This is a genomic window from Phyllobacterium sp. 1468, from assembly GCF_031455525.1.
In the GTDB taxonomy this organism is placed as follows: domain Bacteria; phylum Pseudomonadota; class Alphaproteobacteria; order Rhizobiales; family Rhizobiaceae; genus Phyllobacterium.
The window spans coordinates 688,989-712,515 of the sequence record NZ_JAVDSX010000001.1; the positions used below are offsets into that span (position 1 = coordinate 688,989).

The following is a 23,527-nucleotide window of genomic DNA, read 5'->3' on the forward strand; positions in this document are numbered from 1 at the left end:
TTGTTGATGTGTTCCCGGCCTTTTAACCGTGATGGGGTGATGAAGCAAAGGCTTTGATCAAAGGCTTTGATGATTGCGCAGAGAACGCTTATATCAAGGTCTGACAAGCAAAAGCAGAGGGACGATGAACAGGACTGTTGTTCCGGACACATTGCAATCGCTCGACCAGCGATCGCGCGATATTTTCCGGCGCATTGTCGAGAGCTACCTCGGCGATGGTGAGCCGGTGGGATCACGCAATCTGTCGCGCATCCTGCCCGTTTCATTATCTCCGGCGACGATCCGCAATGTCATGAGCGACCTCGAGCATCTCGGGCTCGTCTATGCGCCGCACATATCCGCCGGCCGCTTGCCGACCCAGATCGGCCTGCGCTTCTTCGTCGATGCCTTCATGGAAGTTGGCGATCTTTCCAAGTCCGAACGCAACTCCATCGAGGCGCAGGTCAGGGCCGGAGAAACGCAAACGGCTGAAAGCGTGTTGACGCAGGCGAGCCAGATCCTTTCAGGCATGTCGCGCGGGGCAGGGCTGGTGCTCGCGGCCAAGGCGGAAGGTGCGCTCAAGCATATCGAGTTCGTCAGGCTTGAACCGACAAGGGCTCTGGCCGTGCTGGTCACGCAAAGCGGTGACGTCGAAAACCGCGTCATTGATCTGCCGGTTGGCGTGACGCCGTCGCAATTGATCGAAGCCTCGAATTTCCTCAATGCACACATTCAAGGCCGCACCATCACCGAGGCGCGGCAGGAAATTGCCCGGCTGAAAGACGAAACCCAGCAGGCGCTCGACGCCCTTTCGCAACATCTGGTGGAACAGGGGCTCGCCATCTGGGGCGGCGATGGGGGCGGTCAGCCGGCGCGGCTGATCGTGCGCGGGCGAGGTAACCTGCTTGAATCGGTGAGCGCCGAAGCAGATCTTGAGCGTTTGCGCCACCTCTTTGACGATCTTGAGACCAAGGAAGGGACGCTGCAGCTGCTTGATCTGGCGGAAGCGGGCCCAGGGGTGCGCATCTTCATCGGCTCGGAGAACAAGCTGTTTTCGCTTTCCGGGTCATCGCTGGTTATCGCGCCTTACCGCGATTCCGAACAGCGAATTATCGGAGCTCTCGGTGTCATTGGCCCGACAAGACTGAATTATGCGCGTATCGTACCCATGGTAGACTACACTGCCCAGCTCGTCTCACGGCTCCTGCGGTAGTCATTTGCACTTGATTTTTATGGCCTAAACCTCGATATCCAGCGCAACTTACGAATAATGAATGGACAGGATAGATGGCTGAAGACAAGAAAAATCACGACACTCCAGATCTCGACCAGCGCGACCTGAAGAACCCGCGCGATCGCGATGCGCTAAAGCGCGCTGCCGATGATTTTCTCAAATCACGCAAGGCTGAAGAATATGCGCTCGCTCAAGACGACGAGATGGAGGCAAATGCCAACAACTGGGCCGAGCTTGACAAATTGCGCGCCGAGAACGGCGATCTGAAGGACCAGTTGTTGCGGCTTGCTGCCGACATGGAAAACTTGCGCAAGCGAACCGCGCGCGATGTCCACGATGCGCGTGCCTATTCGGTCGCCAATTTCGCCCGCGACATGCTCTCCGTTTCCGACAATCTGAAGCGTGCTTTGGAAGCCATTCCTGCCGATGTGCTGGCAAGCGGCGATGCAGGGTTCAAGAGCCTCGCTGAAGGCGTCGAGATCACGGAGCGTTCGCTGATGTCGGCGATGGAACGCCATGGCGTCAAGAAACTGGATCCGTTGGGCCAGAAATTCGATCCCAATTTCCATCAGGCGATGTTCGAAATTCCAAATGCCGACGTGCCGCATAACACGGTGCTGCAGGTTGCGCAGAGCGGCTTCGTCATCGGTGACCGCATGCTGCGTCCAGCGCTTGTCGGCGTATCAAAAGGCGGTCCTAAACAGGCGGCTGCCGAAGGTCAGCCTGAGCCGGGCCCGATCAATCCGCAGGCAGAAAAAGACGCCTGATCCGATCGTCGGATCAGCTCTGGGAGCCACATTTCCAAGCGGAATGTGGCTCTTTTCATTTTACCGCCATGCACTATCGTAACCAGGCCTAGAAAAACGGCGTGGGGGAACTGCCGATGACCATGATCCAGCTCTTCAACTATGCCGGAATATTCGTCTTTGCTGCGACTGGGGCTTTGGCGGCATCGCGTCGCCAGCTCGATATTATCGCCTTCGTCTTTCTCGCCGCCGTCACTGGAATAGGCGGTGGTACATTGCGCGACCTGATCCTTGGTGTACCGGTGTTCTGGGTCAAGGATCCCGGAAATCTTATGGTCTGCGCTGCCGCGGCCATTCTCGTCTACTTTTCCGCCAACCTTCTTGAATCGCGCTACCGCGTTCTGCTTTGGCTCGATGCGCTGGGTCTCGCCGCTTACAGCGTTATCGGCGCGGCCAAAAGCCTGGCACTGGGCTTCGATTCAACGATCGCGATTGTTACCGGAATCATGACCGCGACGTTCGGTGGAATTCTGCGCGATATCATATCCGGAGAACCGTCCGTGCTGATGCGGCGCGAGATCTATGTGACCGCAGCCCTCGCCGGTTCGGTCACATACATAGTGCTGCACAGCCTCCACGTCGGGCCGGAGATTTCGTCCCTCGTCGCAGCGCTCGCCGCGTTTGTCGTGCGGGGAGGGGCGCTTTATTTCGGCTGGGCGCTCCCGACATATCACAAGCCCGGCCGCACCTCGGAAGAGCTCAAGCGCGAAGGGTATATCAACTCAAAGTAGTCCAGCTTGCTCGGCAGCCGCTTTCAGGTTCTGCTGCGGGCGCGGACCGATCTGCTGAATAACCAGACCCGCGGTGAGCGAACCAAGCTTCGCGCAATCCGTCAGGGAGCGGCCATTCGTATAGCCAAACAGAAAGCCGGCTGCATAAAGGTCACCGGCGCCGGTCGTGTCGACGAGTTCCGCGATCTCTATCGCCGGAACGGCGACTGTCTCATCCTTTGAAACGACGACAGAGCCCTTTTCAGAGCGCGTGACGGCTGCAAGCTTGCAATCCTTGCGGATGAGTTCAAGGCCCGTTTCGAAATCATCGGTCTGATACAGCGACTTCAATTCGGCTTCATTGGCAAAGACGATATCGACTGTGCCGGAGCGCATGAGCTCAAGGAATTCCTCCCGATAGCGATCGACGCAGAAAGGGTCTGACAGCGTCATCGACACTTCGCGACCATATTCATGGGCGATCTTCGCCGACAGGCGGATGGCTTCCTTGGCCCGTGGCGGATCCCAGAGATAACCTTCGAAATAGGTGACCTTGGCCTCCGATACCTTGGAGCTTTCAACGTCTTCCGGTCCAAGCTCAACGCAGGCGCCGAGATAGGTGTTCATGGAGCGCTCTCCATCGGGTGTGACGAAGATCATCGAACGAGCGGTAGGCGGAGGCGCGTTCAATACACGTGTGTCGAAAGCTACGCCCTGGGAGCGGATATCGTGGATGAAGACATGGCCGAGCAGATCGTCCGCCACCTTGCCGAAATAGGCTGCGCGCCCGCCGAGACTGGCGACACCCGCGGCGGTGTTGCCGGCACTTCCGCCGGACGCTTCAATCGCGGGACCCATGCGCTCGTAGAGAAACTCAGCGCGATCGGCATCGATCAGGTTCATGGCGTTCTTGATGATGCCGTTCTTGATGATGAAATCATCGTCGGTGCGGGCGATGATATCGACGATGGCATTGCCAATGCAAAGCACGTCAAAGTTGGACATGAAAACTCCGGAATTGAACTGTTCGGTACCTGTTGACGGTTATTTTGGCGCTTGTCCTAGCGCGTCGGCAGCCGGTTGACTACCCCTTCTTTGGTGTGTTGCCTTGTCTTGACTGTGAACTGCCCTTATGTCCGCAACCGAAACCTAGGTCGTAAACTCATGAATCTGGTAGAAATGGCGCCTGAAACGGCAAGAAGATGCGAGGAGAAGCGTGAAGGGCGGGGTCTTCCCCCGGCCGAACGAATCGACACTGCAGCTTGCAGCCGTTTCGGCGTCCGCAGGATATGGTCCATCTTCCCGGCAACATCGTCGCAAGGGACTTGAAAATGGATAAACATTTCCATCGCCCTTGCTCCTTGTATCCGAAAAGATGACCTCATACCATTTCCATCAGATTTATGAGTTCACGACCTGGGAAAGCGGCCCTAAATGATCGTTGAAAGCACCCGCGCTGCGGCCAATCATCTGTTTCGCCCGGAGTTTCGTGCTGTCCTGTGGAAATCTATCGGACTGACTGTTTTGCTGCTCATCGGCCTATGGTTCGGTCTGCGGGAACTGTTCGAGGCGCTGGCCTGGCCATTTTTCGACCAGATGCTGCCGGAATTGCCGTCCTGGGCTGGATGGCTCGGCTTCATCGCCGGCATTTTCGCCAGCATCGGGCTTGCGCTTGGTTTGGCACTTCTCATTGCACCCGTTACGGCGATCGTTGCCGGGCTGTTCCTCGATGATGTGGCGGAGGTGGTGGAAAAAGAAGATTATCCGCTCGATCCGAGAGGACGGCCATTGCCCGCTGTCCGGTCATTGATCCTGTCCGTGAAATTCCTTGGCGTAGTTATCCTCGGCAACATTGCCGCTTTGCTGATGCTGCTGATCCCCGGCGTTAACATCATCGCGTTCTTCGTCGTCAACGGCTATCTGCTCGGCCGCGAGTTCTTCGAATTTGCCGCAATGCGCTTTCGCCCGGAAACGGAAGCCAAGGCGCTGCGCTCAAAACATGCCACGACAGTGTTTTTGGCAGGGCTGGTTATTGCCGGCTTCATGGCGATCCCGATCCTCAATCTTTTGACCCCGCTCTTTGCTGCGGCGATGATGGTGCATCTGCACAAGGCGGTCGCGCAGTCCGAGCCGCCGGCCACTGTGATCAGATAATTTGTGGCGGCAGCGGCACCAGCGGCGCCGGTATCTCCGAGGTCTTTTCCGCAGCTTTGCAGATATCGGCGATAACGCAGGAAGGGCATTCCGGTTTGCGCGCCTTGCAGATATAACGGCCATGCAGGATAAGCCAGTGGTGCGCGTGATAGAGATATTCAGAGGGAATAACCTTCATCAGCCGCGCTTCTACCTCCTCCGGCGTTTTGCCGGGTGCAAGGCCTAGCCGATTGCCGATACGGAAGATATGCGTATCGACGGCCATGGTCGATTGACCGAAGGCCATGTTGAGGACGACATTAGCCGTCTTTCGGCCAACGCCCGGCAATTTGATCAGTTCGTCGCGATCATCCGGAACCACGCTGCCATATCGGTCGATCAGCGCTTCGGACAAGGAGATAACATTCTTCGCCTTGTTGCGCCAAAGTCCGATGGTACGGATATAGTCGCCGACCTTTGCTTCGCCCAGAGCCAGCATCTTTTCCGGCGTGTCGGCAACCTTGAACAGGGCTCGCGTCGCCTTGTTCACACCGGCATCGGTCGCCTGCGCTGAAAGCACCACGGCAACGAGCAGGGTGAAGGGATTGATGTGCTCAAGTTCGCCCCGGGGTTCCGGGCGCTGGATCGAAAAACGCCGGAAGATTTCATGGATTTCCGCAGCGGTGTAGCGTGTGCCGGGAACATTGCGCGCCCTGGCCGGCTTCACTTCATTCACGTCAATCTGATCAATTTTGCGCTTGGGATTTTCCATGCTCAATCTATACTCAACGCCCATGAGCCAAACAATGAACCCAATTGACGCTGCGGGCCAAAACGAGGAAGAAATTTTTCGTGCGCTTCTCGTGCCGCATCGCTCGCTCGCGCGTTCGGGTTTTCTCATTCTTATGGCAACGATGGGTGTCAGCAGCTTCCTCACCGGCCTGTTTTTTCTATCGCTTGGCGCCTGGCCGGTTTTTGGGTTCTTCGGACTCGATGTTCTTCTGGTCTATATCGCATTCAAGATGAACTATACGTCGGCAAAGGCCCATGAAGAGGTGAGTGTATCGCGCATTGCCTTGCAGATCCGCCAGGTTGCCCCGTCAGGCCGGGCCAAACTGCATGAGTTCAATCCCTTCTGGACGCGGTTCAGCGTCGCCCGCCATGCGGAAATCGGCATCACGTCGATGCTGGTCGAAGGGCAGGGTAAGGCCGTGGCCATAGGCTCGTTTCTCAATCCCGATGACCGTGAAAGCTTCGCTTCCGCATTCCAGATGGCGCTTGCGACAGCCAAGCGACGGTAAATCCACGCCTTGCAAGAATCGGGTGGCGACAAGCGTCCCGGAGTGGTCATATAGCCTCAATAGAGAGGTAAGCGATCATGAAACCACATGCCATACTTCAAAAAGACATTACGCCGACCGGCGACGATTATGCGATCGTCAGTCATATCATCGAGCGCATCAGCAAGGACTATCGCGACCAGCCATCGCTGGAGACGCTGGCACGCGATACCGGGCTGTCGCCAACCGCGCTGCAGAAGCTGTTCACCCGCTGGGCGGGCCTTTCTCCCAAAGGCTTCCTGCAGGCGGTGACCATCGATCACGCCCGGCGTCTGCTGGATGAGGGTATGCCGCTGCTCGAAACGGCCTATGAAACGGGACTATCCGGACCAAGCCGGCTGCATGATCTGTTTGTCACGCATGAAGGCATGTCGCCAGGCGATTACAAGACCCGCGGTGCGGGTCTGACAATCCGTTACGGCTTCCTGATTTCACCGTTCGGCCTCGCGCTGGTGATGGTGACGGATCGCGGTCTGGCCGGTTTGGCTTTCGCCGACCCGGGCAAGGAACGCGAGGCCCTGGCCGACATGACGTCGCGCTGGCCCAATGCGACCTATGTCGAAGATCTCGCCGCGACCGCTCCCTATGCAGCGCGGATATTCAACCCGGCAGAATGGCGTGCGGACCGGCCGCTCAAGGTCGTCACGATCGGCACGGATTTCCAGCTGCGTGTCTGGGAAGCCCTGCTTAAGATCCCGATGGGCAAATGCGTGGCTTATTCGGATATCGCCGCCGATATCGGGTCTCCCAAGGCTTCGCGCGCCGTGGGTGCCGCTGTAGGCGCCAACCCTGTCAGTTTCGTCGTCCCCTGCCATCGGGCGGTCGGCAAGTCCGGAGCTCTGACCGGCTATCATTGGGGCCTGACCCGCAAACGCGCCATCCTCGGATGGGAAGCCGGCCAGTTGAGTGGCGAGGCGGACCAAGCGCAGGCGGGCTGACCTTTGATATGAGATGCTGCTATCTCCCCCACAAGGGGGAGATAAGTGCCGCACTTTCGCACCCTTCAAGCCACCCCTTGACCTTCCAGTTACTGGAAAGATTACCTTTGATGCACTATCTGGTTGATAACCGAAAGTTCGCATCATGAAACATGACCATCACCCCCACCACAGCCACGATCATTCCTGCTGCACCGGGGAACAACCCGCAGAACTCGTGATTGTCCGCGATCCGGTATGCGGGATGACTGTAGACCCGGAAGCGAACAAACCGACAGCCGAACATGGCGGTCGGCTGTTCCATTTCTGCTCGGCGGGCTGCCAGAACAAGTTCATAACAAACCCGGAAGACTATCTCGAAGCGATCGATCCTGTTTGTGGCATGAAAGTAGACCGGGCGAGCGCGAAACACTTCCTGCGTCACGAAGGTGAAAAATACTATTTCTGCTCGGCGGGCTGCCTCGCCAAGTTTCAGAACACGCCACAGGACTATCTCGGCGACCGCCCGGCGCCCAAACCGATGCCCGCCGGGACGCAGTATACCTGCCCCATGCACCCGGAAATCGTCAGGGATGGTCCAGGTTCGTGCCCGATCTGCGGCATGGCGCTGGAGCCTGCGGGCATCCCGACTGGAGAGGAAGGCCCGAACCCGGAGCTGGTGGATTTCACACACCGCTTCTGGGTCAGCGCCGCGTGTTCCGTTCCCCTGCTTCTGATTACCATGGGACCGATGCTCGGTTTGCCGCTGCGTGGCTGGATTGGCGAGAGTTTGGCCACGTGGCTGGAATTCGCGCTGGCAACGCCAGTCGTGGTCTGGGCGGCGATTCCCTTCTTTGAGCGCGCCTGGGCCTCCTTCGTCAATCGCAGCCCGAATATGTGGACGTTGATCGCCATCGGTGTCGGCACAGCCTACGCTTTCAGTGTCGTCGCCACCTTCCTACCGGATATATTCCCGCACTCCTTCCGTATGCATGGGGGCTCGGTGCCAGTCTATTTCGAAGCGGCGGCGGTGATCGTAACGCTCGTCTTCCTTGGCCAGATACTCGAACTCAGAGCACGTGAACGCACAGGTTCCGCCATTCGCGCACTTCTGGATCTCGCGCCCAAGACGGCCCGGCGCGTTGCCGAAGACGGAACAGAAACGGATGTGCCGCTGGATGAGATAGTTGCCGGCGACCGGTTGCGCGTGCGCCCGGGCGAAAGCGTGCCCGTGGACGGCATCGTGCTCGAAGGACACTCCTCAATCGACGAATCCATGCTGACCGGCGAGCCTCTGCCGGTCGAAAAGATCGAACACGACACCGTGACCGGCGGTACGCTCAATCGTAATGGCACGCTGTTGATCAAGGCGGAGAAGGTCGGCGCTGATACGGTCCTGTCGCAGATCGTCGGCATGGTCGCCTCGGCCCAGCGTTCGCGCGCGCCGATCCAGGGTTTGGCCGATCGCGTCGCTGCCTGGTTTGTTCCGGCAGTGGTGCTGGTCGCTATAGCCGCCTTCATCATCTGGTCACTCGTTGGACCCGAGCCGAGCATGATCTATGGCCTGGTCGCCGCCGTCTCCGTGCTGATTATCGCCTGCCCCTGCGCCCTCGGTCTGGCGACACCGATGTCGATCATGACCGCCACCGGGCGTGGGGCGCACGCGGGCGTGCTGATCAAGGACGCGGAAGCTCTCGAACGGTTCGCTGCCGTCGATACGCTGATCGTCGACAAGACCGGTACGCTGACAGAAGGTAAGCCAAAGCTTACGGAGATCATTCCGCAACCGGGTTTTGCTGAAGACGAATTGCTGGCTCTTGCAGCGAGCCTCGAGAAAGGCTCCGAGCACCCGCTCGCCGAAGCGATTGTCGAGGGGGCAAAGACGCGCGGTCTCGCGCTTGCTGACGCAAGCGGCTTCGAGGCAGCTACAGGCAAGGGGGTGTCCGGAACGGTCAACGCCAGAAGCGTGGCGCTCGGCAACAAGTCCATGATGCAGGACATCGGTGCCGATGTTTCACAGTTGGTCGAGCCAGCCGACCAATTGCGCGCTATGGGCAAGAGCGCGCTTTTCATCGCAGTCGATGGCAGGGCCGCCGGTATCGTTGCGGTTGCCGATCCGGTCAAGGCGACGGCCGTGGAGGCAATTCGCCTGCTGCATGAGGCAGGGCTGAAGGTCATCATGGCAACCGGCGATAATGCCGTGACGGCGCAGGCAGTTGCGCGCTCGCTGGGTATCGACGAGGTCCGGGCTGATATGCTTCCGGAGGGCAAGAGGCAGCTTGTCGACGCACTGCATGCCGAGGGCGCCAAGGTCGCCATGGCCGGCGACGGCGTTAATGATGCGCCTGCGCTTGCCGCGGCCGATGTCGGTATCGCCATGGGGACGGGAGCGGATGTTGCAATGCAGAGTGCGGGGATAACGCTGGTCGGAGGTGATCTCAACGGCATCGTTCGCGCCCGCCATCTTGCTGCCGCCACGATCCGCAATATCAAGCAGAACCTGTTCTTCGCCTTCGTCTACAATGTGCTCGGTGTACCGGTCGCAGCAGGTGTGCTGTACCCGCTGTTCGGTCTGTTGCTTTCGCCCATGCTGGCTGCAGCGGCCATGAGCCTTTCATCCGTCTCGGTGATCGCGAACGCGCTGCGGCTACGAACAATAAAATTGTGAGGTCCCGTGAATATCGGTAACGCATCTGATAAATCCGGCCTGCCCGCCAAAACGATCCGCTACTACGAGGACATTGGCCTCCTGAAGCCGGACCGGGCGGGCAATGGCTATCGCGACTATTCGATGTCGGATGTGCACAAGCTGCGCTTCTTGCAGCGTTCACGCGGACTGGGATTTTCGATTGAAGAGTGCCGCCAGTTGCTGGCGCTGTATGAGGATAAGAGCCGTGCGAGCGCCGACGTCAAGTCAATCGCACAATCAAAGCTTCAGGAAATCGAGCGCAAGATTATCGAACTGCGCGAATTGCAGCACACACTGAAACATCTGGTTGCGCATTGCCATGGCGACAAGCGCCCGGATTGCCCGATTCTCGAGAGCATTTCCGGCACGGCTAAGTCTAGCTGAGCGTCGATACGACATCCGCCGAAATGCGCAGTTCCCGTAGCGGCCGCACGATAGCTGTCGTTTCGCTGTAAATGGGATGCGCCTTGTAGGCGGCCAGCGCCTCGGCGTTCTCGAATTCCCCATAGACGACGACATCGATCTCGCCGGAAATCGGATCAGACTTGGTATTTGGCATGACTTCGAAAACGGTCGAGTGAGGAATGTCACCAAGACGCCGGAGGCCCTTGACGATTGTCTCGACGTCTTTCTTTTCACGGGCGCTGAAGAATACAATATGGCGGATCACGGCGTTGCTACCTGCTGCATTTTCACTGCGCCGGACTTTTCATATTCCGCCCCCGTCAGTCAATAGATGCGCTGTCGCAGCCCGCAATCGACCGCCGTCACTCGGCGGCAAGCTTGGCCATCGGATTGTTCGGGTGCGTGGTCCAGTTGGCGTAATCCGGCTGGATAGGCATTTTGGTGCGCGGATCAACGCCTGAAACCATCGGTTCCATGGTGATGCAGTTTTCAACAGGACAAACACTGACGCAAAGATTACAGCCAACGCATTCCTCGTCGATGACTTCGAAGTGCCGGGCGCCGTCGACCATCGATGTGATCGCTTGATGCGACGTATCCTCGCAGACGATGTGGCAGCGCCCGCATTTGATGCACAGTTCCTGATCGATCTGCGCCTTGGTGATGTAGTTCAGGTTGAGGTATTGCCAGTCGGTGACATTCGGCACGGCGCGGCCCTGGAAATCGCTGATCGTGCGGAACCCGCGGGAATCCATCCAGTCGGAAAGACCGGAAATCATTTCCTGTACGACCTTGAAACCATAGGTCATGGCCGCCGTGCAGACCTGTACATTACCGCAGCCGAGCGCGATGAATTCCGCCGCGTCGCGCCAGGTGGTGATACCGCCGATGCCGGAAATCGGCAGGCCGCGCGTTTCGGGATCGCGGGCTATTTCCGCTACCATGTTCAGCGCGATCGGCTTGACCGCCGGACCGCAATAGCCTCCATGCGAGCCGCGTCCGTCGATCGTCGGGTTCGGAGCGAAGTTGTCGAGATCGACTGAAACTATCGAATTGATGGTGTTGATCAGCGAGACGGCGTCGGTTCCGCCGGATTTGGCGGCACGCGCCGGCTTGCGAATGTCCGTGATGTTTGGCGTCAGCTTGGTGATGACCGGCATGCGGGTATATTGCTTGCACCAGCGTACCACCATTTCGATATATTCCGGCACCTGTCCGACGGCGGCGCCCATGCCCCGCTCGGACATGCCATGCGGGCAGCCGAAATTCAATTCGATGCCATCCGAGCCTGTTGCTTCCACAAGCGGCAGGATGGCCTTCCAGGCTTCCTCCTCGCAGGGCACCATGATCGAAGCGATCAGGGCGCGGTCCGGCCATTTCTTTTTTACCTCGGTCATTTCCCGCAGGTTCACTTCGAGCGGTCGGTCGGTGATGAGTTCGATATTGTTGAAGCCGAGCAGCCGCCGGTCCGGACCGTGAATAGCGCCATAGCGGGGTCCGTTGACATTGACGACGGGCGGGCCTTCTTCGCCCAAGGTTTTCCAGACAACGCCGCCCCAGCCTGCCTTGAAGGCGCGCTCAACATTATAGGCTTTGTCCGTGGGCGGCGCAGAGGCAAGCCAGAAAGGGTTCGGAGATTTGATGCCGAGGAAATTGGATGAAAGATCAGCCATGGCGGTTTCCTTTAGCTGACTAAATGACTTGAATGATTGAGTTGCTGTTCCGGAACCGACGCGCCGTCCGAACTATCAGCCATGATGGCTTCGACGAAGCCGCTGACCTTCTCCGGTTGTTGCATCAGCGCACGGTGAATCGATTCGGCTGCTACCTTGCCGTCCTGTACGGCCGCGACGGTCAAATCCTCGCCGTCCGCAACACAATCGCCACCGGCCCAGATACCCGGGATCGAGGTTCGGCCCTCATCGTCAACGCTGATACGGCCGCGCGATAACGCCAGGCCAGCCTCGCCAAGGATCGCTTCGGCGGGGGTTTGACCTATCGCCTTGAATATCTGATCGCTGGCAAGCGTGATGCTCTCACCTGAAACGCCAAGGCGGCCATCGGTCATGACGGTATAATCCAGCGTTATACCGCAGACCTCGCCATGTTCGTTGCGGGTCAGTGCGCGGGGCTGAAGCCAATGGCGGATGATCACGCCATTCTTCAGCGCGAGTTCCTGTTCGAAACCACTGGCATTCATGTTTTCCGGGCCGCGGCGATAGGCGATAATGACATTCTCCGCGCCGAGAAGTTTTGTCTGTACCGCGACGTCAATCGCGGTCATGCCGCCGCCGATAACGACGACATCCCGCCCGACGGGGATTTCCGACAGATTATCGCTCTGGCGAAGCACCGAAATATAATCCACCGCATCGATGCAGCCGGCAGCGTCTTCGCCCTCGAGGCCAAGGTCATTGACACCCGGGAGGCCCATGCCGAGAAACACCGCATCGAAACCCGCCCTGAGCGCATCGAGACTGATATCGCGCCCGAGAGCCTTGTCGTTCTGGATGGTGATGCCGCCGATTTCGAGAATGAAGTCGAGTTCCTTCTGGGCGAAGTCGTCGACGCTCTTGTAGGCGGCAATACCGTATTCGTTGAGGCCGCCTGCCTTGGGCCGCGCTTCGAAGATAGTCACATCGTGACCATGCATGGCCAGACGGTGGGCGGCGGACAGGCCCGCCGGTCCAGCGCCGACGACCGCGATGGATTTACCCGTAGGCTCGGCGCGCTTGAAGGGATGCTGGCCATTGGCCATCAAATGATCGGTAGCGTAACGCTGCAATAAACCGATCTTCACCGGCTTGCCCTCTGCCACTTCGCGTACGCAAGCCTGCTCGCAAAGCGTCTCGGTAGGGCAGACGCGGGCGCACATGCCGCCAAGGATGTTTTCGGAGAGGATGGTCTTGGCAGAACCGGTAGGATTGTCTGCAGCTATCTCGCGAATGAACAGGGGGATGTCGATGCCGGTCGGGCAGGCATTCATGCATGGCGCGTCATAGCAGAAATAGCACCGGTCCGATTCGACGAAGGCTTCGTGCCGGCTTAGCGGTGGATGAAGATCGGCAAACACCTCCGTATAGGCGCCGGATGCAAGCCGCCCGGCTTTGACGTCACGGATTCCAGAATCCATCGATCCCATGAAATCTCATCTCCTCGTTTTGACAGCGTCCAGTTCCCATGGATCGGCAGTCTTTTCGATGGCCGGTATGTCCGAACCTTTATGGAAGAATGGCAGATTTTCACACAAGGTCAAATTTTTTATCAAACGGTCAATAAATGAGGCGTCGCGGCGAAACGCAAAAGAGATGGCCAGAATGCGTCGGGCCAGCTCCGCACCTCGCTGGTTCACGACCTAGTCCTCACTCCTCAATCGGCAATTCACCGCGATAGGTTATTCCGCCGCTAGCGGTGGTTGTGAGGCGACTTCAAGGAGCTCCCGGTTGAGACGAGCTTCTTCCTCGGCTTTCGGCTTGGAGAAGCCGGCCAGCAGCAGATAGGCGACCGGTGTCAGGAAGAGCGTCGAGGCTGTTGCCATGCCCAGACCACCGACGATGACCCAGCCTAGGGCGATGCGGGCTTCGGCGCCTGCACCGCTGGCGAGGACAAGCGGCACGCCGCCCAGAATGGCGCAGAGCATGGTCATTACGACGGGGCGCAGACGGATGTTCGAGGCCTCTTCGATGGCTTCCCGGACATTCCTGCCTTGATCGCGCAAATGATTGGCAAATTCGACGATCAGAATACCGTTCTTCGCCATGATACCGACGAGCAACACCAGTCCGATCTGGCTGTAAACGTTCATGCTGGTGCCTGTCATGACCATGGCAAAGACAGCGCAGGCAAGGCCAAGCGGAACCGTAGCCATCACAACGGCCGCACTGATGAAGCTTTCAAATTGCGCTGCGAGAACCAGGAGAATGATCAGGATGGCAAAGCCGAAAGTCGTGACCATACTGGACGAATTTTCCCCAAGCGTCGCCGCTTCGGCCAGCGGAATGATGCGATAGCCGGAGGGCAGCAGCGGCGCTGCCACCTCCTGCACTTGCCTATAGGCATCGCCGAGGGCGAAATCCGGTCTGAGGCTTGAGGTGATGGCGACGGAACGCATCTGCTGTTCGCGCGTCAACGCCGGTGGAACAGCGACTTCGGTGAGTTTGGCAATCGTCGACATCGGAACGAACCGTCCATCGCCGGTGCGCAGGAACACATTTTCAAGGTCTGTCGGGTCATTGATGGGATTTGTGCTCGATACGAGTTTCACATCGTAGGAACGATCTTCGATATAGACGGAACCGACCTTGTAACCATCGAGCACGGATTGCAGCGCCTCGGCCAAGCCAGTAATATTGATATTGAGATCAGAAGCGCGCTCGCGGTCGATCGAGACGGCCAGTTGCGGCTGGGTCGGCTCATTGGTCAGACGCGGACGATCAAAGCGGCTGTCTTTCTCAAGCTCGGCCACGATCTTGGCGGCGGTGGTCCCGAGCTCGGCATAGCTGGTACCGACGACAGCAAATTGCAGGCCATTACCCGCACCGCGAATGCCAAGCGAGTTGGGCTGCGCGGCAAAAACCTGGATACCTGGAATGTTGCGGACCCGTTTTGAGACGTCGGCGAGGATCTCCTGCTGGCTCCGCGTCCGCTCTTTCCAGGTGGCGAGACTGAGGACCATGAAGCCACGGTTGGTATTGCCATTCTGGCCGGCGATCGAGAACGTATTCTGGATTTCGCCACTATCGCGCAGCGGCTGGATCAATTGCTCGATCTGACGCATCTCATCACCGAGATATTCGAGACTGACGCCCTGCGGCGCGGTAATGCGCAGGAACGCCGAAGCCCGGTCTTCGACCGGTGTCAGCTCCTGCTTGAGAAGGGAAAAAGCGCCAAACGCGGCGCCGGCAAACAGCACCGAGATCACGACAACAATCCACGGGGCGGCAAGGCAAGCATGCAACATGCGTTTGTAGAGGTTGCCGAACCAGCTTCCGACACGAGCCACCATTCCCGGCGCGTGAGTGACGTCCTGATGCTTCGCCTCACTTGCACTGAGCAAGCGGGAAGCCAGCATCGGGCACAGCGTCAGCGCCACGACGGCGGACAGAAGCACACAGATCGCCAGAACGAAACCAAACTCGCGGAAGAGCCCCCCGGTCTGGCCAGGAAGGAAGGACAGCGGCACGAAAACAGCGGCGAGCGTCACAGTCGTCGCGATGACTGCAAAGAATACTTCCTCCGTGCCGAGAACTGCGGCAGCGCGTGGCCCCATGCCCTGATTGCGGCGGCGCACGATGTTTTCCAGCACCACGATCGCATCGTCCACCACCAGGCCGGTCGCCAGCACCAAGGCGAGCAATGTGAGGATGTTGATTGAGAAACCGGCAAGATAGATTGCAGAAATGGTGCCAATGAGCGCGACCGGCAGACTGACAGCCGGGATAAGTGTCGCGCGAATGTCCCAGAGGAAAAGGTAGATGATCAGGATGATAATGACGACAGACACGCCGAGCGCGATTTCCACCTCATGCACTGCGCCATTGACGAAGTCCGCATCGTCGCTTGTCACGCGGATGTCGACACCCTCGGGTAGCGTTTGCTGCAATTGCGCGACCGCGGCACGGACGCCCTTCGAGATATCGAGCGTGTTGGATTGAGCCTGGCGGATAATACCGAGACCAATGCCGGTCTTGCCGTTGGCACGCAGAATCGAGGTCCCGATGTCTGGGCCCATCGTCACCGTGGCCACGTCGCGGATCTTCGTCTGACCTTTGATAATGATGTTTTCGAAGTCTTCCGGCGTAGCTACCGGAGCCGTCGCACGAACGACGATGCTCTGGTCATTGCTGTTGAGCTGACCAGCAGGGGTATCGAAGGCCATCGTCGTCAGTGCGTTGCGAATGTCCGCGATGTTCATTCCGAGGCTGGCAACCTTGCCCTGATCGATGTCGATGCGGAATATCTTGTTGCGATTGCCATTGACCTGAACATCGGCGACGCCCGGGACCGAAGCGAGCACGTCCTCGATCTGGTCTTCGACGAGGACTGTCATGTCCTCGACTGCCATGGTGTCCGAAGTGACGGCCAAGCGCATCACCGCATCGGAGTTGGCATCGGCTTTGACGATACGCGGTGGGTCGGCCTCGTCGGGCAATGTGTTGGTTATGCGGCTGATGGCATCCCGCATATCAGCCGCCGCGACATTGAGGTCCACGCCATCGTTGAACTCAACGGTGACGCGGCTGCTGCCGAACGACGAACTGGACGAAATCGACTTGACGCCGGAAACGCGCGATACAGCGCCCTCGATCGCCGAAGTCAGCTCGCGATCCACGGTCTCGGCGGCGGCGGATTCGAAATCTGTCGAGACCGTGACCACCGGTCGGTCGACATCTGGCAATTCGCGAACGTCGACGCCGTACCAGGCTGCAAGACCCGCGACGACGATCAGGGCATTGAGCACCAGCGCCATGACGGGCCGACGAATGAAAAGTGCGGTAAAACTGGAATCATTCTGCCCGTTTGACGTGCTCACCGCTGGACCTCAGCCCCGTTCGCCGACGGAAGCAGTGGGCTCCGCGCTGGTATTGGCCTCTGGAGCCGGCTGTCCCTGAATTTGGACAAGACCGTCCTGACGGACTGACTGAACGCCTTCGGCCACAATCTGATCGCCGGGCTTTATATCGGCATCGACCAGCACATAGGCGGTGTTGCGCTGGACGACACGTACCGGAACGCGCGTCGCCTTGTTATCGGCAATCCTCCAGACATAGGCGCCCTCCGTACCCCACTGAACGGCGAGCGGATCAACAGTCGGGTAAGTGTCCCCGGGAAAGCCGACTGCCATCTGGAAGGCCATGCCTTCGCGCAAGGCATCATTTGGATTGGTGATTTTCGCTTGAACGTGCAGCGTACGGCTTGTCGGATCAACACGGTTGTCGATGGCGCTGATGGCCCCTTTGAAGGTTTCACCCGGGCGGGCGATCGATGTCGCTGTCACCGGCAGGTCGATTGATATGGCCGGCGCAAAGCGTTCAGGCACCCAGAAATCGACCAGCAAATCTGAGCGATCATCGATCATTGCGACGGTGGTCGATATAGTGACGTAGTTGCCCGCATTGATTGGCAGGATGCCGACAATGCCACCAATCGGGGCTTTGATTGCCCTGCGGTCAAGGGCGAGTTCCGCCTCGCGAACGTTGAGGGCGGCATTATCAACGGCCAAAGCGGCTTCGGAAAGCTGAACGGCGGATACCGTGTTGCTTGAACGCAGGCTCTCCGCGCGCTTGAGCTTGGTCTGTGCATCGCTCAGTGCTACCCGCGCCTTGTCGACAAGGATACTTTCCGCTTCCGAATCAAGGCGGGCAATCACATCGCCGGCATTTACTTTGGTCCCTGATGTGACGAGAATTTCGGTCAGGCGTCCGGCGGTGAATGGAGTGACTGCAACGGAGCTCTTTGCCTTGCCGGTACCAATTGCCGACAATTTGTCGTTGATCTTCGCCTCAGCCGCAGCACGGACGACCACAAGCGGCAAAGCCTGTCCACCGCGACGCTGTCCCTGGCCACCCGCGGGTTCGGTTGCTGCGGTCGAGTTGCGATCAATGCCAGCCTTCGAGCCCGGATAGAAATACCGCCAGCCAGCTCCAGCAAGAACCAGAATCAACACGGCAAAAATCAGTTGCTTCGAAAGCCGCATAAATCACTCCAAAAGGCCGGTCCCGCACAAGCAGAGCCAGCACAAAATGATCATATCCCAACGCGCAAGCCAGCGCGAACGGTTGTTTGTCCTGCAGAATAAGGGGGTTTTACCTAACCGTTAATGACAATTCCGTTATGTTACAAATATTTAATGGAGTGCGCACGGCCATTCGATCCTTTGAAATTAGCTGGATTTGCTTGTCACTCCTTGAAGGCCCGGTTCTGGCGTGCAACATGACGGGCGGAAAATTCGCAAGGAAAGCAGTCAATGGCGACGAAGACCGATATCGCACGGCGCGTGTTCAACCACACGTTCAAGCTCGATCCGATCGTCCGCAGCCTGCTCGATACGGATTTCTACAAGCTGCTGATGCTACAGATGATCTGGGGCGTCTATCCGGAAGTGGATGCGACATTTACGCTGATCAACCGCACGACCAAGGTTCGGCTTGCGGACGAGATCGACGAACAGGAATTGCGTGAACAGCTCGATCACGCGCGGACGATCCGCTTCTCGAAAAAAGAAATGATCTGGCTGGGGGGTAACACTTTCTACGGCAAGCGCCAGATATTCGAACCGGACTTTCTCGAATGGCTGTCGAACTTCCAATTGCCGGAATACGAACTGACGAAGCGGGACGGACAGTACGAACTGAATTTCTACGGGCCGTGGATGTACACGACGATGTGGGAGATACCGGCCCTGACCATCATCAACGAGCTGCGTTCGCGTGCTGCCATGAAGAAGATGGGCCGGTTCGAACTCGACGTCCTTTATGCGCGTGCCAAGGCCAAGATGTGGTCGAAGGTGGAGCGGTTGCGTGCGCTCCCCGACATCAAAATTTCTGACTTCGGCACACGTCGGCGCCATTCCTTTCTTTGGCAACGCTGGTGCGTCGAAGCCCTGAAGGAAGGTATCGGTGAGGCCTTTACCGGCACAAGCAATGTGTTGATGGCGATGGACAACGACCTGGAAGCGCTTGGCACTAACGCGCACGAACTGCCTATGGTACTTGCTGCATTGAGTACAACCGACGCGGAGTTGCTGAAATCGCCCTACAAAGTTCTGCAGGACTGGAACCGCTATTATGGCGGCAACCTGCTGATTGTCCTCCCCGATGCATTTGGAACAGCCGCGTTTCTCCGTGACGCGCCGGACTGGGTGGCGGACTGGACAGGTTTTCGCCCGGACAGTGCGCCTCCGATCGAGGGCGGAGAGAAAATCCTTGCCTGGTGGCGATCAAAGGGCAAGGACCCACGGGAAAAGCTGCTGGTGTTTTCCGACGGGCTCGATGTGGATACGATTGAGGAAACCTATCGCCACTTCGACGGCAAGGTGCGTATGAGTTTTGGTTGGGGTACCAATCTTACAAATGATTTCGAGGATTGCGCGCCACGCTTTAACGATCAGCTGAATGCGATTTCACTGGTCTGCAAAGTCAGTGACGCCAATGGACGTCCCGCGGTCAAGCTTTCCGATAACCCAAAGAAGGCAACCGGCGATCCGGCGGAGATCAGACGCTATCTGCAACTGTTCGGGGCAGAGGACCGTGTGGAGCAAGCCGTGAAAGTCTAGGACTGTTGATATTCACGCCGTGACCGCCTGCAAACGGCGCTGTGCTGCCATCCTGCTGGTTCAACAGCCCCCTGGGGCAGATTTGACGTCAAGCCGACATGCGCAACATGATTTCGGCGTTTAGAAGGATACGCTGGTCGGCGGGAATCTCGATCTTCGCTTCGTCGTTTTCGCCGAGCTTGTCGAACAATAGCTTGATGGCCAGCCTGCCGATTTCATTATAGTTCTGTGCAACGGTCGTCAGTGGGGGGCACATATAGCGCGACAGCGGCTGGTCGTCATGGCCGGCAACGCGCAGGTCGCAATCCGCGCCACGCCCCACTTTGAGGCCCGCCTGGTAGGCGGCAGCCACCACGCCGAAAGCGATGCGGTCGGTAGCGCAAAGCACGGTCTTGGTCGGAAAACCGCCTTCCCTGAGAATGCGGGCCGTCGCATCGAAGGCAAATTTTTCGAACTCCCAGGTCAGACCCGGATCGACCTTCACGAAGCGGGGTTCGAGGTTCAGGTTCTTCATTGCCTCGTTATAGGCCTCGCGTCGCTCATAGGCGTTGCTGTTAACCGGAGACATGCCGAAATAGCAGGGCTGATCACCGGACCGCGTCAGATAGTCTACGATTAGTTTGAAACTTTGCCGGTTGTCCGTGCCGACGAATGGCGACGTCGCATCGAGAGGTGAATCAACGTAGATGAGTGGAATTGACTCGCCGAGCTTGGCCAGCTTGTCGTGATGCGACTTTACGCCGAGCGGTCCAATTATGGCACCCGCGACGTTCATGGACTTGAAGGTCTCGATGGCACGCTCTTCAAGCTCCGGCTTGCCGTCTGAACTCAAAACGAAGGCCAGATAACCGGTCTGTTCGGCGATGCCTTCGATGCGTCGCGTCAGCGCCATGTAGAATGGGTCGGTCGAATTCGGAACGATGATACCAAGAATATTGGTGCGGCGGCGGTTGAGATTGACGGCGAATATGTTTGGCCGGAAGCCGGACTTCTTGATGGCCGCCTCGATGATGTCACGCGTTTTCTTGCGTACCGAAGTGGGGTCGTTGAAATATTTAGACACAGTGGGGCGCGACAATCCTACAAACGCAGAGAAGTCTTCCATGGTCTTGATCGGCTGATTCACCGCGGCATTCCTTTTTACAATCCCTTGCTCATTCCAAAAACCGTATGCCGGCGAAGAAATCGCGAAGGACATTTGCAATCATTACTGAAAACTACGCCGACGCAATACATCTCATGATTGATATAGGGCCACTCTTAATGGTTGAAAATTTACAGCATGAGTGACATGCGTCAAGATTTTATTTAAACCACATCAATTAGATAGAGCTATTTTCGGCCCCCTAGCCCTTCCGAAGGCAGCGTATCGAAAAGTTCCCTGCTCAATCATTAGCGGTTACGTTCGCTAACTTATGCCGAGTTGACGTCGCTGAAATGGGCATACGAGGTTGCATTGGGTTGCTACTCCGATAGCATGTGACCTCTGATTGCAAACATCGACTGGCCGCAACGGGAGGATGCAATGGAGGGCGGTATTCCGAATCCGGAAGTCTTCACGCACGTACGCGTCATTATCGGTATCGTACTTGGCCTGAGCGTCTCGCGTTTGCTGACCGGTATCGCTCGCATCATCCAGCACCCGCAGCGCAAGAATATCTATGTGATACACCTTGGCTGGGTATTGTTCGCATTCCTTACCGTCGTCCATTTCTGGTGGTTCGAGTTCTACCTGCATGCGCTGGTCTTGTGGAAATTCGAGGCCTATCTCTTCGTCATTTTCTTTGCCAGCCTGCACTTTCTCGCATGCAGCATGCTTTTTCCCGATAGTATGGAGGGTTATTCCGGATATGAGGACTATTTCATGTCGCGAAGAGCCTGGTTCTTCGGAATACTGATATCCATATTCCTTTGCGATTTCCTGGACACCGCCATGAAAGGAGTGGCTCATTTTCGAACGCTCTGAGCAGAGTATCCCTTCCGCAACCTCTTCCTGATCGCCCTGTCCGGATTGGGAATTTATGTACGCCGGCAAAAAATCCAGCTGGTCGTACTGGCTTTGGCACTTGCTACACAGGTGGCGTTTATCCTCGTCCAGTTCGATACGATTTGATCAGAGCGATTTCCAATCATATTCAATCCTTCTGTCGGAGGGAATTTTTCTGGAAAAGCAAAACCCGCCGGCTCGCACCGGCGGGTTTCATTTGTTTCAAGGTCAGGAAAAGAACTTAGTTCTTTTCGCGGCTCTTCAGAGCGGCACCGAGAATGTCGCCGAGCGAAGCGCCGCTATCGGTCGAACCGTACTGAGCAACAGCTTCCTTTTCTTCGGCGATTTCCAGCGCCTTGATGGAAACCTGAAGCTTGCGCGTCTTCTTGTCGAAGGCGATGACGCGGGCGTCAACCTTCTGACCGACCGTGAAGCGTTCCGGACGCTGTTCGTCGCGATCGCGGGACAGATCAGCGCGGCGGATGAATGAGTCGAGGTCATGATCGACCAGACGCACTTCAAGACCACCATCGGTGATGCCCGTGACTTCAACCGTAACAACAGCGTTCTTGCGCAGTTCACCCGAAGTCGCAGCTTCGCCGACCTTGTCGCCGGTCAGCTGCTTGATGCCGAGCGAAATGCGTTCCTTCTCGACGTCGACATCGAGAACCTGCGCCTTCACAACGTCGCCCTTGTTGTACTCTTCGATGACCTGCTCGCCCGGACGGTTCCAGTCGAGGTCGGAGAGGTGAACCATGCCGTCCACATCGCCATCGAGGCCAATGAACAGGCCGAACTCGGTCTTGTTCTTGACTTCGCCTTCGACGATCGTGCCGACAGGGAACTTGTCTGCGAAGGTCGTCCACGGATTGTCGAGTGTCTGCTTGAGACCGAGGGAGATGCGGCGCTTGACCGGATCCACTTCGAGCACAACGACTTCGACTTCCTGTGTTGTCGAGAGCAACTTGCCCGGATGCACGTTCTTCTTTGTCCAGGACATTTCGGAAACGTGGATTAGGCCTTCGATGCCCGGCTCGATCTCGACGAACGCACCGTAGTCGGTGATGTTCGTAACGGTACCCGTGATCTTTTTGCCGATCGGGTACTTCGCTCCGATACCATCCCAAGGATCGCTTTCGAGCTGCTTCATGCCGAGCGAAATACGATGGGTTTCCTGGTTGATACGGATGATCTGCACCTTGACCGTCTGGCCAATGGACAGGATTTCCGACGGATGGTTGACACGGCGCCATGCCATGTCGGTCACGTGCAGAAGACCATCGATGCCGCCGAGGTCAACGAATGCACCGTAATCGGTGATGTTCTTGACAACGCCTTCAACGACCTGACCCTCTTCGAGGTTCTGGACGATCTCGGAGCGCTGTTCAGCACGGCTCTCTTCCAGAACGGTACGGCGCGAAACAACGATGTTGCCGCGACGCTTGTCCATCTTGAGGATTTCGAACGGCTGCGGATTGTGCATCAGCGGGGTAACGTCGCGGATCGGACGGATGTCGACCTGCGAGCGCGGGAGGAAGGCAACGGCACCGTCGAGATCGACGGTGAAACCACCCTTGACCTGGTTGAAGATCACGCCATCGACGCGTTCGCCGCGGTTGAACTTCTCTTCGAGACGGACCCAGCTTTCTTCGCGGCGCGCTTTTTCACGCGACAGAACTGCTTCGCCGAGGGCATTTTCGATGCGCTCGACGTAAACTTCAACGATATCGCCCGGCTTGAGCGAACCGTCCTTGGCTTTCGCGCCGAATTCCTTCAGCGGAACGCGGCCCTCGACCTTGAGGCCGGCGTCGATTATCGCCATGTCTTTTTCGATGGCGACGATACGGCCCTTGACGACATAACCTTCAGCAAGGTCATTGGTGGCAAAGGACTCGGCGAGAAGAGCTTCGAAATCTTCGCGCGTTGGATTGGCTTCAGACATAAATACTCCTGAGTGTCCGGAAAACTCATCGGACACAGCACCGGTGGTTCGTGTTTCGGTTCATCTGCATGCCAACCCGCCCATTGAAGGGCAATCCGGTGCGTGGGTCGA

Annotated in this window: 20 protein-coding genes; 10 read left to right on the plus strand and 10 right to left on the minus strand. The window is 57.7% G+C overall.

The genetic code is table 11. The annotated features are described in order from the left end of the window. Positions 1-124 precede the first annotated feature (124 nt). The 3 genes from hrcA to J2X72_RS03400 all read left to right on the plus strand — a co-directional run bounded on the left by hrcA (position 125) and on the right by J2X72_RS03400 (position 2,750). The gene (gene hrcA, locus J2X72_RS03390; protein WP_310068424.1) at positions 125-1,192 is read left to right on the plus strand and encodes a heat-inducible transcriptional repressor HrcA; all 1,068 of its coding nucleotides are present in this window, start codon (positions 125-127) and stop codon (positions 1,190-1,192) included. A gap of 74 nt (positions 1,193-1,266) precedes the next feature. After that, the gene (gene grpE / locus J2X72_RS03395) at positions 1,267-1,980 is read left to right on the plus strand and encodes a nucleotide exchange factor GrpE (RefSeq protein WP_310068426.1); all 714 of its coding nucleotides are present in this window, start codon (positions 1,267-1,269) and stop codon (positions 1,978-1,980) included. A gap of 116 nt (positions 1,981-2,096) precedes the next feature. After that, positions 2,097-2,750 carry a trimeric intracellular cation channel family protein gene (locus J2X72_RS03400; protein ID WP_209998687.1) on the plus strand — a complete coding sequence of 218 codons (654 nt, stop codon included), beginning with the start codon at positions 2,097-2,099 and terminating at the stop codon, positions 2,748-2,750. Here J2X72_RS03400 and J2X72_RS03405 read toward each other — a convergent pair. Continuing rightward, positions 2,742-3,734: an adenosine kinase gene (locus J2X72_RS03405; RefSeq protein ID WP_209998686.1), complete on the minus strand. Its 993-nt coding sequence runs from the start codon at positions 3,732-3,734 to the stop codon at positions 2,742-2,744. The two genes, J2X72_RS03400 and J2X72_RS03405, sit on opposite strands and share 9 nt — an antisense overlap. 429 nt (positions 3,735-4,163) lie before the next feature. On the opposite strand from J2X72_RS03405, the gene J2X72_RS03410 reads away from it, so the two are divergent. Then, the gene (locus tag J2X72_RS03410; RefSeq protein WP_310068430.1) at positions 4,164-4,883 is read left to right on the plus strand and encodes a sulfate transporter family protein; all 720 of its coding nucleotides are present in this window, start codon (positions 4,164-4,166) and stop codon (positions 4,881-4,883) included. Here the strand turns inward: J2X72_RS03410 and nth are convergent. After that, the gene (gene nth, locus J2X72_RS03415; protein ID WP_405044634.1) at positions 4,876-5,634 is read right to left on the minus strand and encodes an endonuclease III; all 759 of its coding nucleotides are present in this window, start codon (positions 5,632-5,634) and stop codon (positions 4,876-4,878) included. The two genes, J2X72_RS03410 and nth, sit on opposite strands and share 8 nt — an antisense overlap. A 34-nt stretch (positions 5,635-5,668) precedes the next feature. On the opposite strand from nth, the gene J2X72_RS03420 reads away from it, so the two are divergent. From J2X72_RS03420 to cueR, 4 genes are all read left to right on the plus strand, one after another. Then, positions 5,669-6,163, plus strand: a complete 495-nt coding sequence (locus J2X72_RS03420) for a DUF2244 domain-containing protein (RefSeq protein ID WP_209998681.1) — start codon at positions 5,669-5,671, stop codon at positions 6,161-6,163. 77 nt (positions 6,164-6,240) lie between these two features. Continuing rightward, positions 6,241-7,140: a bifunctional helix-turn-helix domain-containing protein/methylated-DNA--[protein]-cysteine S-methyltransferase gene (locus J2X72_RS03425; protein ID WP_310068434.1), complete on the plus strand. Its 900-nt coding sequence runs from the start codon at positions 6,241-6,243 to the stop codon at positions 7,138-7,140. 145 nt (positions 7,141-7,285) lie between these two features. Continuing rightward, positions 7,286-9,787, plus strand: coding sequence for a heavy metal translocating P-type ATPase (locus J2X72_RS03430; protein WP_310068437.1), 2,502 nt, complete (start codon positions 7,286-7,288; stop codon positions 9,785-9,787). A gap of 6 nt (positions 9,788-9,793) precedes the next feature. After that, complete coding sequence (cueR, locus tag J2X72_RS03435) at positions 9,794-10,192, plus strand: Cu(I)-responsive transcriptional regulator (protein WP_209998676.1); 399 nt, start codon at positions 9,794-9,796, stop codon at positions 10,190-10,192. Here the strand turns inward: cueR and J2X72_RS03440 are convergent. The 6 genes from J2X72_RS03440 to J2X72_RS03465 all read right to left on the minus strand — a co-directional run bounded on the left by J2X72_RS03440 (position 10,185) and on the right by J2X72_RS03465 (position 17,909). Continuing rightward, entirely contained in the window at positions 10,185-10,478 is a 294-nt protein-coding gene (locus J2X72_RS03440) for a Dabb family protein (RefSeq protein ID WP_310068440.1), read from the minus strand. The genes cueR and J2X72_RS03440 overlap by 8 nt on opposite strands. Before the next feature lie 97 nt (positions 10,479-10,575). Continuing rightward, positions 10,576-11,886, minus strand: a complete 1,311-nt coding sequence (preA, locus tag J2X72_RS03445; RefSeq protein ID WP_209998673.1) for an NAD-dependent dihydropyrimidine dehydrogenase subunit PreA — start codon at positions 11,884-11,886, stop codon at positions 10,576-10,578. A gap of 11 nt (positions 11,887-11,897) precedes the next feature. Further along, positions 11,898-13,355 carry an NAD(P)-dependent oxidoreductase gene (locus tag J2X72_RS03450; protein ID WP_310068443.1) on the minus strand — a complete coding sequence of 486 codons (1,458 nt, stop codon included), beginning with the start codon at positions 13,353-13,355 and terminating at the stop codon, positions 11,898-11,900. 6 nt (positions 13,356-13,361) lie between these two features. Further along, positions 13,362-13,565, minus strand: coding sequence for a hypothetical protein (locus J2X72_RS03455; protein ID WP_310068446.1), 204 nt, complete (start codon positions 13,563-13,565; stop codon positions 13,362-13,364). Between the two features lie 42 nt (positions 13,566-13,607). Further along, positions 13,608-16,682 carry an efflux RND transporter permease subunit gene (locus J2X72_RS03460; protein ID WP_405044648.1) on the minus strand — a complete coding sequence of 1,025 codons (3,075 nt, stop codon included), beginning with the start codon at positions 16,680-16,682 and terminating at the stop codon, positions 13,608-13,610. A gap of 72 nt (positions 16,683-16,754) precedes the next feature. Further along, a complete protein-coding gene (locus J2X72_RS03465) occupies positions 16,755-17,909 on the minus strand; it encodes an efflux RND transporter periplasmic adaptor subunit (protein WP_310068451.1) in 1,155 nt (384 codons plus the stop codon). Positions 17,910-18,179: 270 nt separating this feature from the next. Here J2X72_RS03465 and pncB point away from each other — a divergent pair, with 270 nt between their 5' ends. After that, complete coding sequence (pncB, locus tag J2X72_RS03470) at positions 18,180-19,487, plus strand: nicotinate phosphoribosyltransferase (protein ID WP_209998668.1); 1,308 nt, start codon at positions 18,180-18,182, stop codon at positions 19,485-19,487. Between the two features lie 88 nt (positions 19,488-19,575). Here the strand turns inward: pncB and J2X72_RS03475 are convergent, their stop codons facing one another. After that, positions 19,576-20,592 (minus strand): LacI family DNA-binding transcriptional regulator, encoded by a 1,017-nt coding sequence (locus J2X72_RS03475; RefSeq protein WP_209999890.1) that lies wholly within the window; start codon positions 20,590-20,592, stop codon positions 19,576-19,578. A 420-nt stretch (positions 20,593-21,012) separates the two neighbouring features. Between J2X72_RS03475 and J2X72_RS03480 the strand changes: the two genes are divergently transcribed. Further along, on the plus strand, positions 21,013-21,453 hold the full coding sequence (locus J2X72_RS03480) for a hypothetical protein (protein WP_310068454.1): 441 nt from the start codon (positions 21,013-21,015) through the stop codon (positions 21,451-21,453). Between the two features lie 262 nt (positions 21,454-21,715). Here the strand turns inward: J2X72_RS03480 and rpsA are convergent, their stop codons facing one another. Continuing rightward, complete coding sequence (rpsA, locus tag J2X72_RS03485; RefSeq protein WP_106714926.1) at positions 21,716-23,416, minus strand: 30S ribosomal protein S1; 1,701 nt, start codon at positions 23,414-23,416, stop codon at positions 21,716-21,718. Positions 23,417-23,527 lie beyond the last annotated feature (111 nt).

Excerpts from the sequence above, each read along its gene's own strand:
- J2X72_RS03465 (WP_310068451.1), bottom strand. The coding sequence starts at position 17,909 with ATGCGGCTTTCGAAGCAACTGATTTTTGCCGTGTTGATTCTGGTTCTT.
- pncB (WP_209998668.1), top strand. The coding sequence starts at position 18,180 with ATGGCGACGAAGACCGATATCGCACGGCGCGTGTTCAACCACACGTTC.
- J2X72_RS03410 (WP_310068430.1), top strand. The coding sequence starts at position 4,164 with ATGATCGTTGAAAGCACCCGCGCTGCGGCCAATCATCTGTTTCGCCCG.
- hrcA (WP_310068424.1), top strand. The coding sequence starts at position 125 with ATGAACAGGACTGTTGTTCCGGACACATTGCAATCGCTCGACCAGCGA.
- J2X72_RS03430 (WP_310068437.1), top strand. The coding sequence starts at position 7,286 with ATGAAACATGACCATCACCCCCACCACAGCCACGATCATTCCTGCTGC.
- rpsA (WP_106714926.1), bottom strand. The coding sequence starts at position 23,416 with ATGTCTGAAGCCAATCCAACGCGCGAAGATTTCGAAGCTCTTCTCGCC.
- nth (WP_405044634.1), bottom strand. The coding sequence starts at position 5,634 with ATGGAAAATCCCAAGCGCAAAATTGATCAGATTGACGTGAATGAAGTG.
- J2X72_RS03460 (WP_405044648.1), bottom strand. The coding sequence starts at position 16,682 with ATGGCGCTGGTGCTCAATGCCCTGATCGTCGTCGCGGGTCTTGCAGCC.
- J2X72_RS03400 (WP_209998687.1), top strand. The coding sequence starts at position 2,097 with ATGACCATGATCCAGCTCTTCAACTATGCCGGAATATTCGTCTTTGCT.
- preA (WP_209998673.1), bottom strand. The coding sequence starts at position 11,886 with ATGGCTGATCTTTCATCCAATTTCCTCGGCATCAAATCTCCGAACCCT.
- J2X72_RS03450 (WP_310068443.1), bottom strand. The coding sequence starts at position 13,355 with ATGGGATCGATGGATTCTGGAATCCGTGACGTCAAAGCCGGGCGGCTT.
- J2X72_RS03480 (WP_310068454.1), top strand. The coding sequence starts at position 21,013 with ATGGAGGGCGGTATTCCGAATCCGGAAGTCTTCACGCACGTACGCGTC.
- J2X72_RS03475 (WP_209999890.1), bottom strand. The coding sequence starts at position 20,592 with ATGGAAGACTTCTCTGCGTTTGTAGGATTGTCGCGCCCCACTGTGTCT.
- grpE (WP_310068426.1), top strand. The coding sequence starts at position 1,267 with ATGGCTGAAGACAAGAAAAATCACGACACTCCAGATCTCGACCAGCGC.
- J2X72_RS03425 (WP_310068434.1), top strand. The coding sequence starts at position 6,241 with ATGAAACCACATGCCATACTTCAAAAAGACATTACGCCGACCGGCGAC.
- J2X72_RS03420 (WP_209998681.1), top strand. The coding sequence starts at position 5,669 with ATGAACCCAATTGACGCTGCGGGCCAAAACGAGGAAGAAATTTTTCGT.
- J2X72_RS03405 (WP_209998686.1), bottom strand. The coding sequence starts at position 3,734 with ATGTCCAACTTTGACGTGCTTTGCATTGGCAATGCCATCGTCGATATC.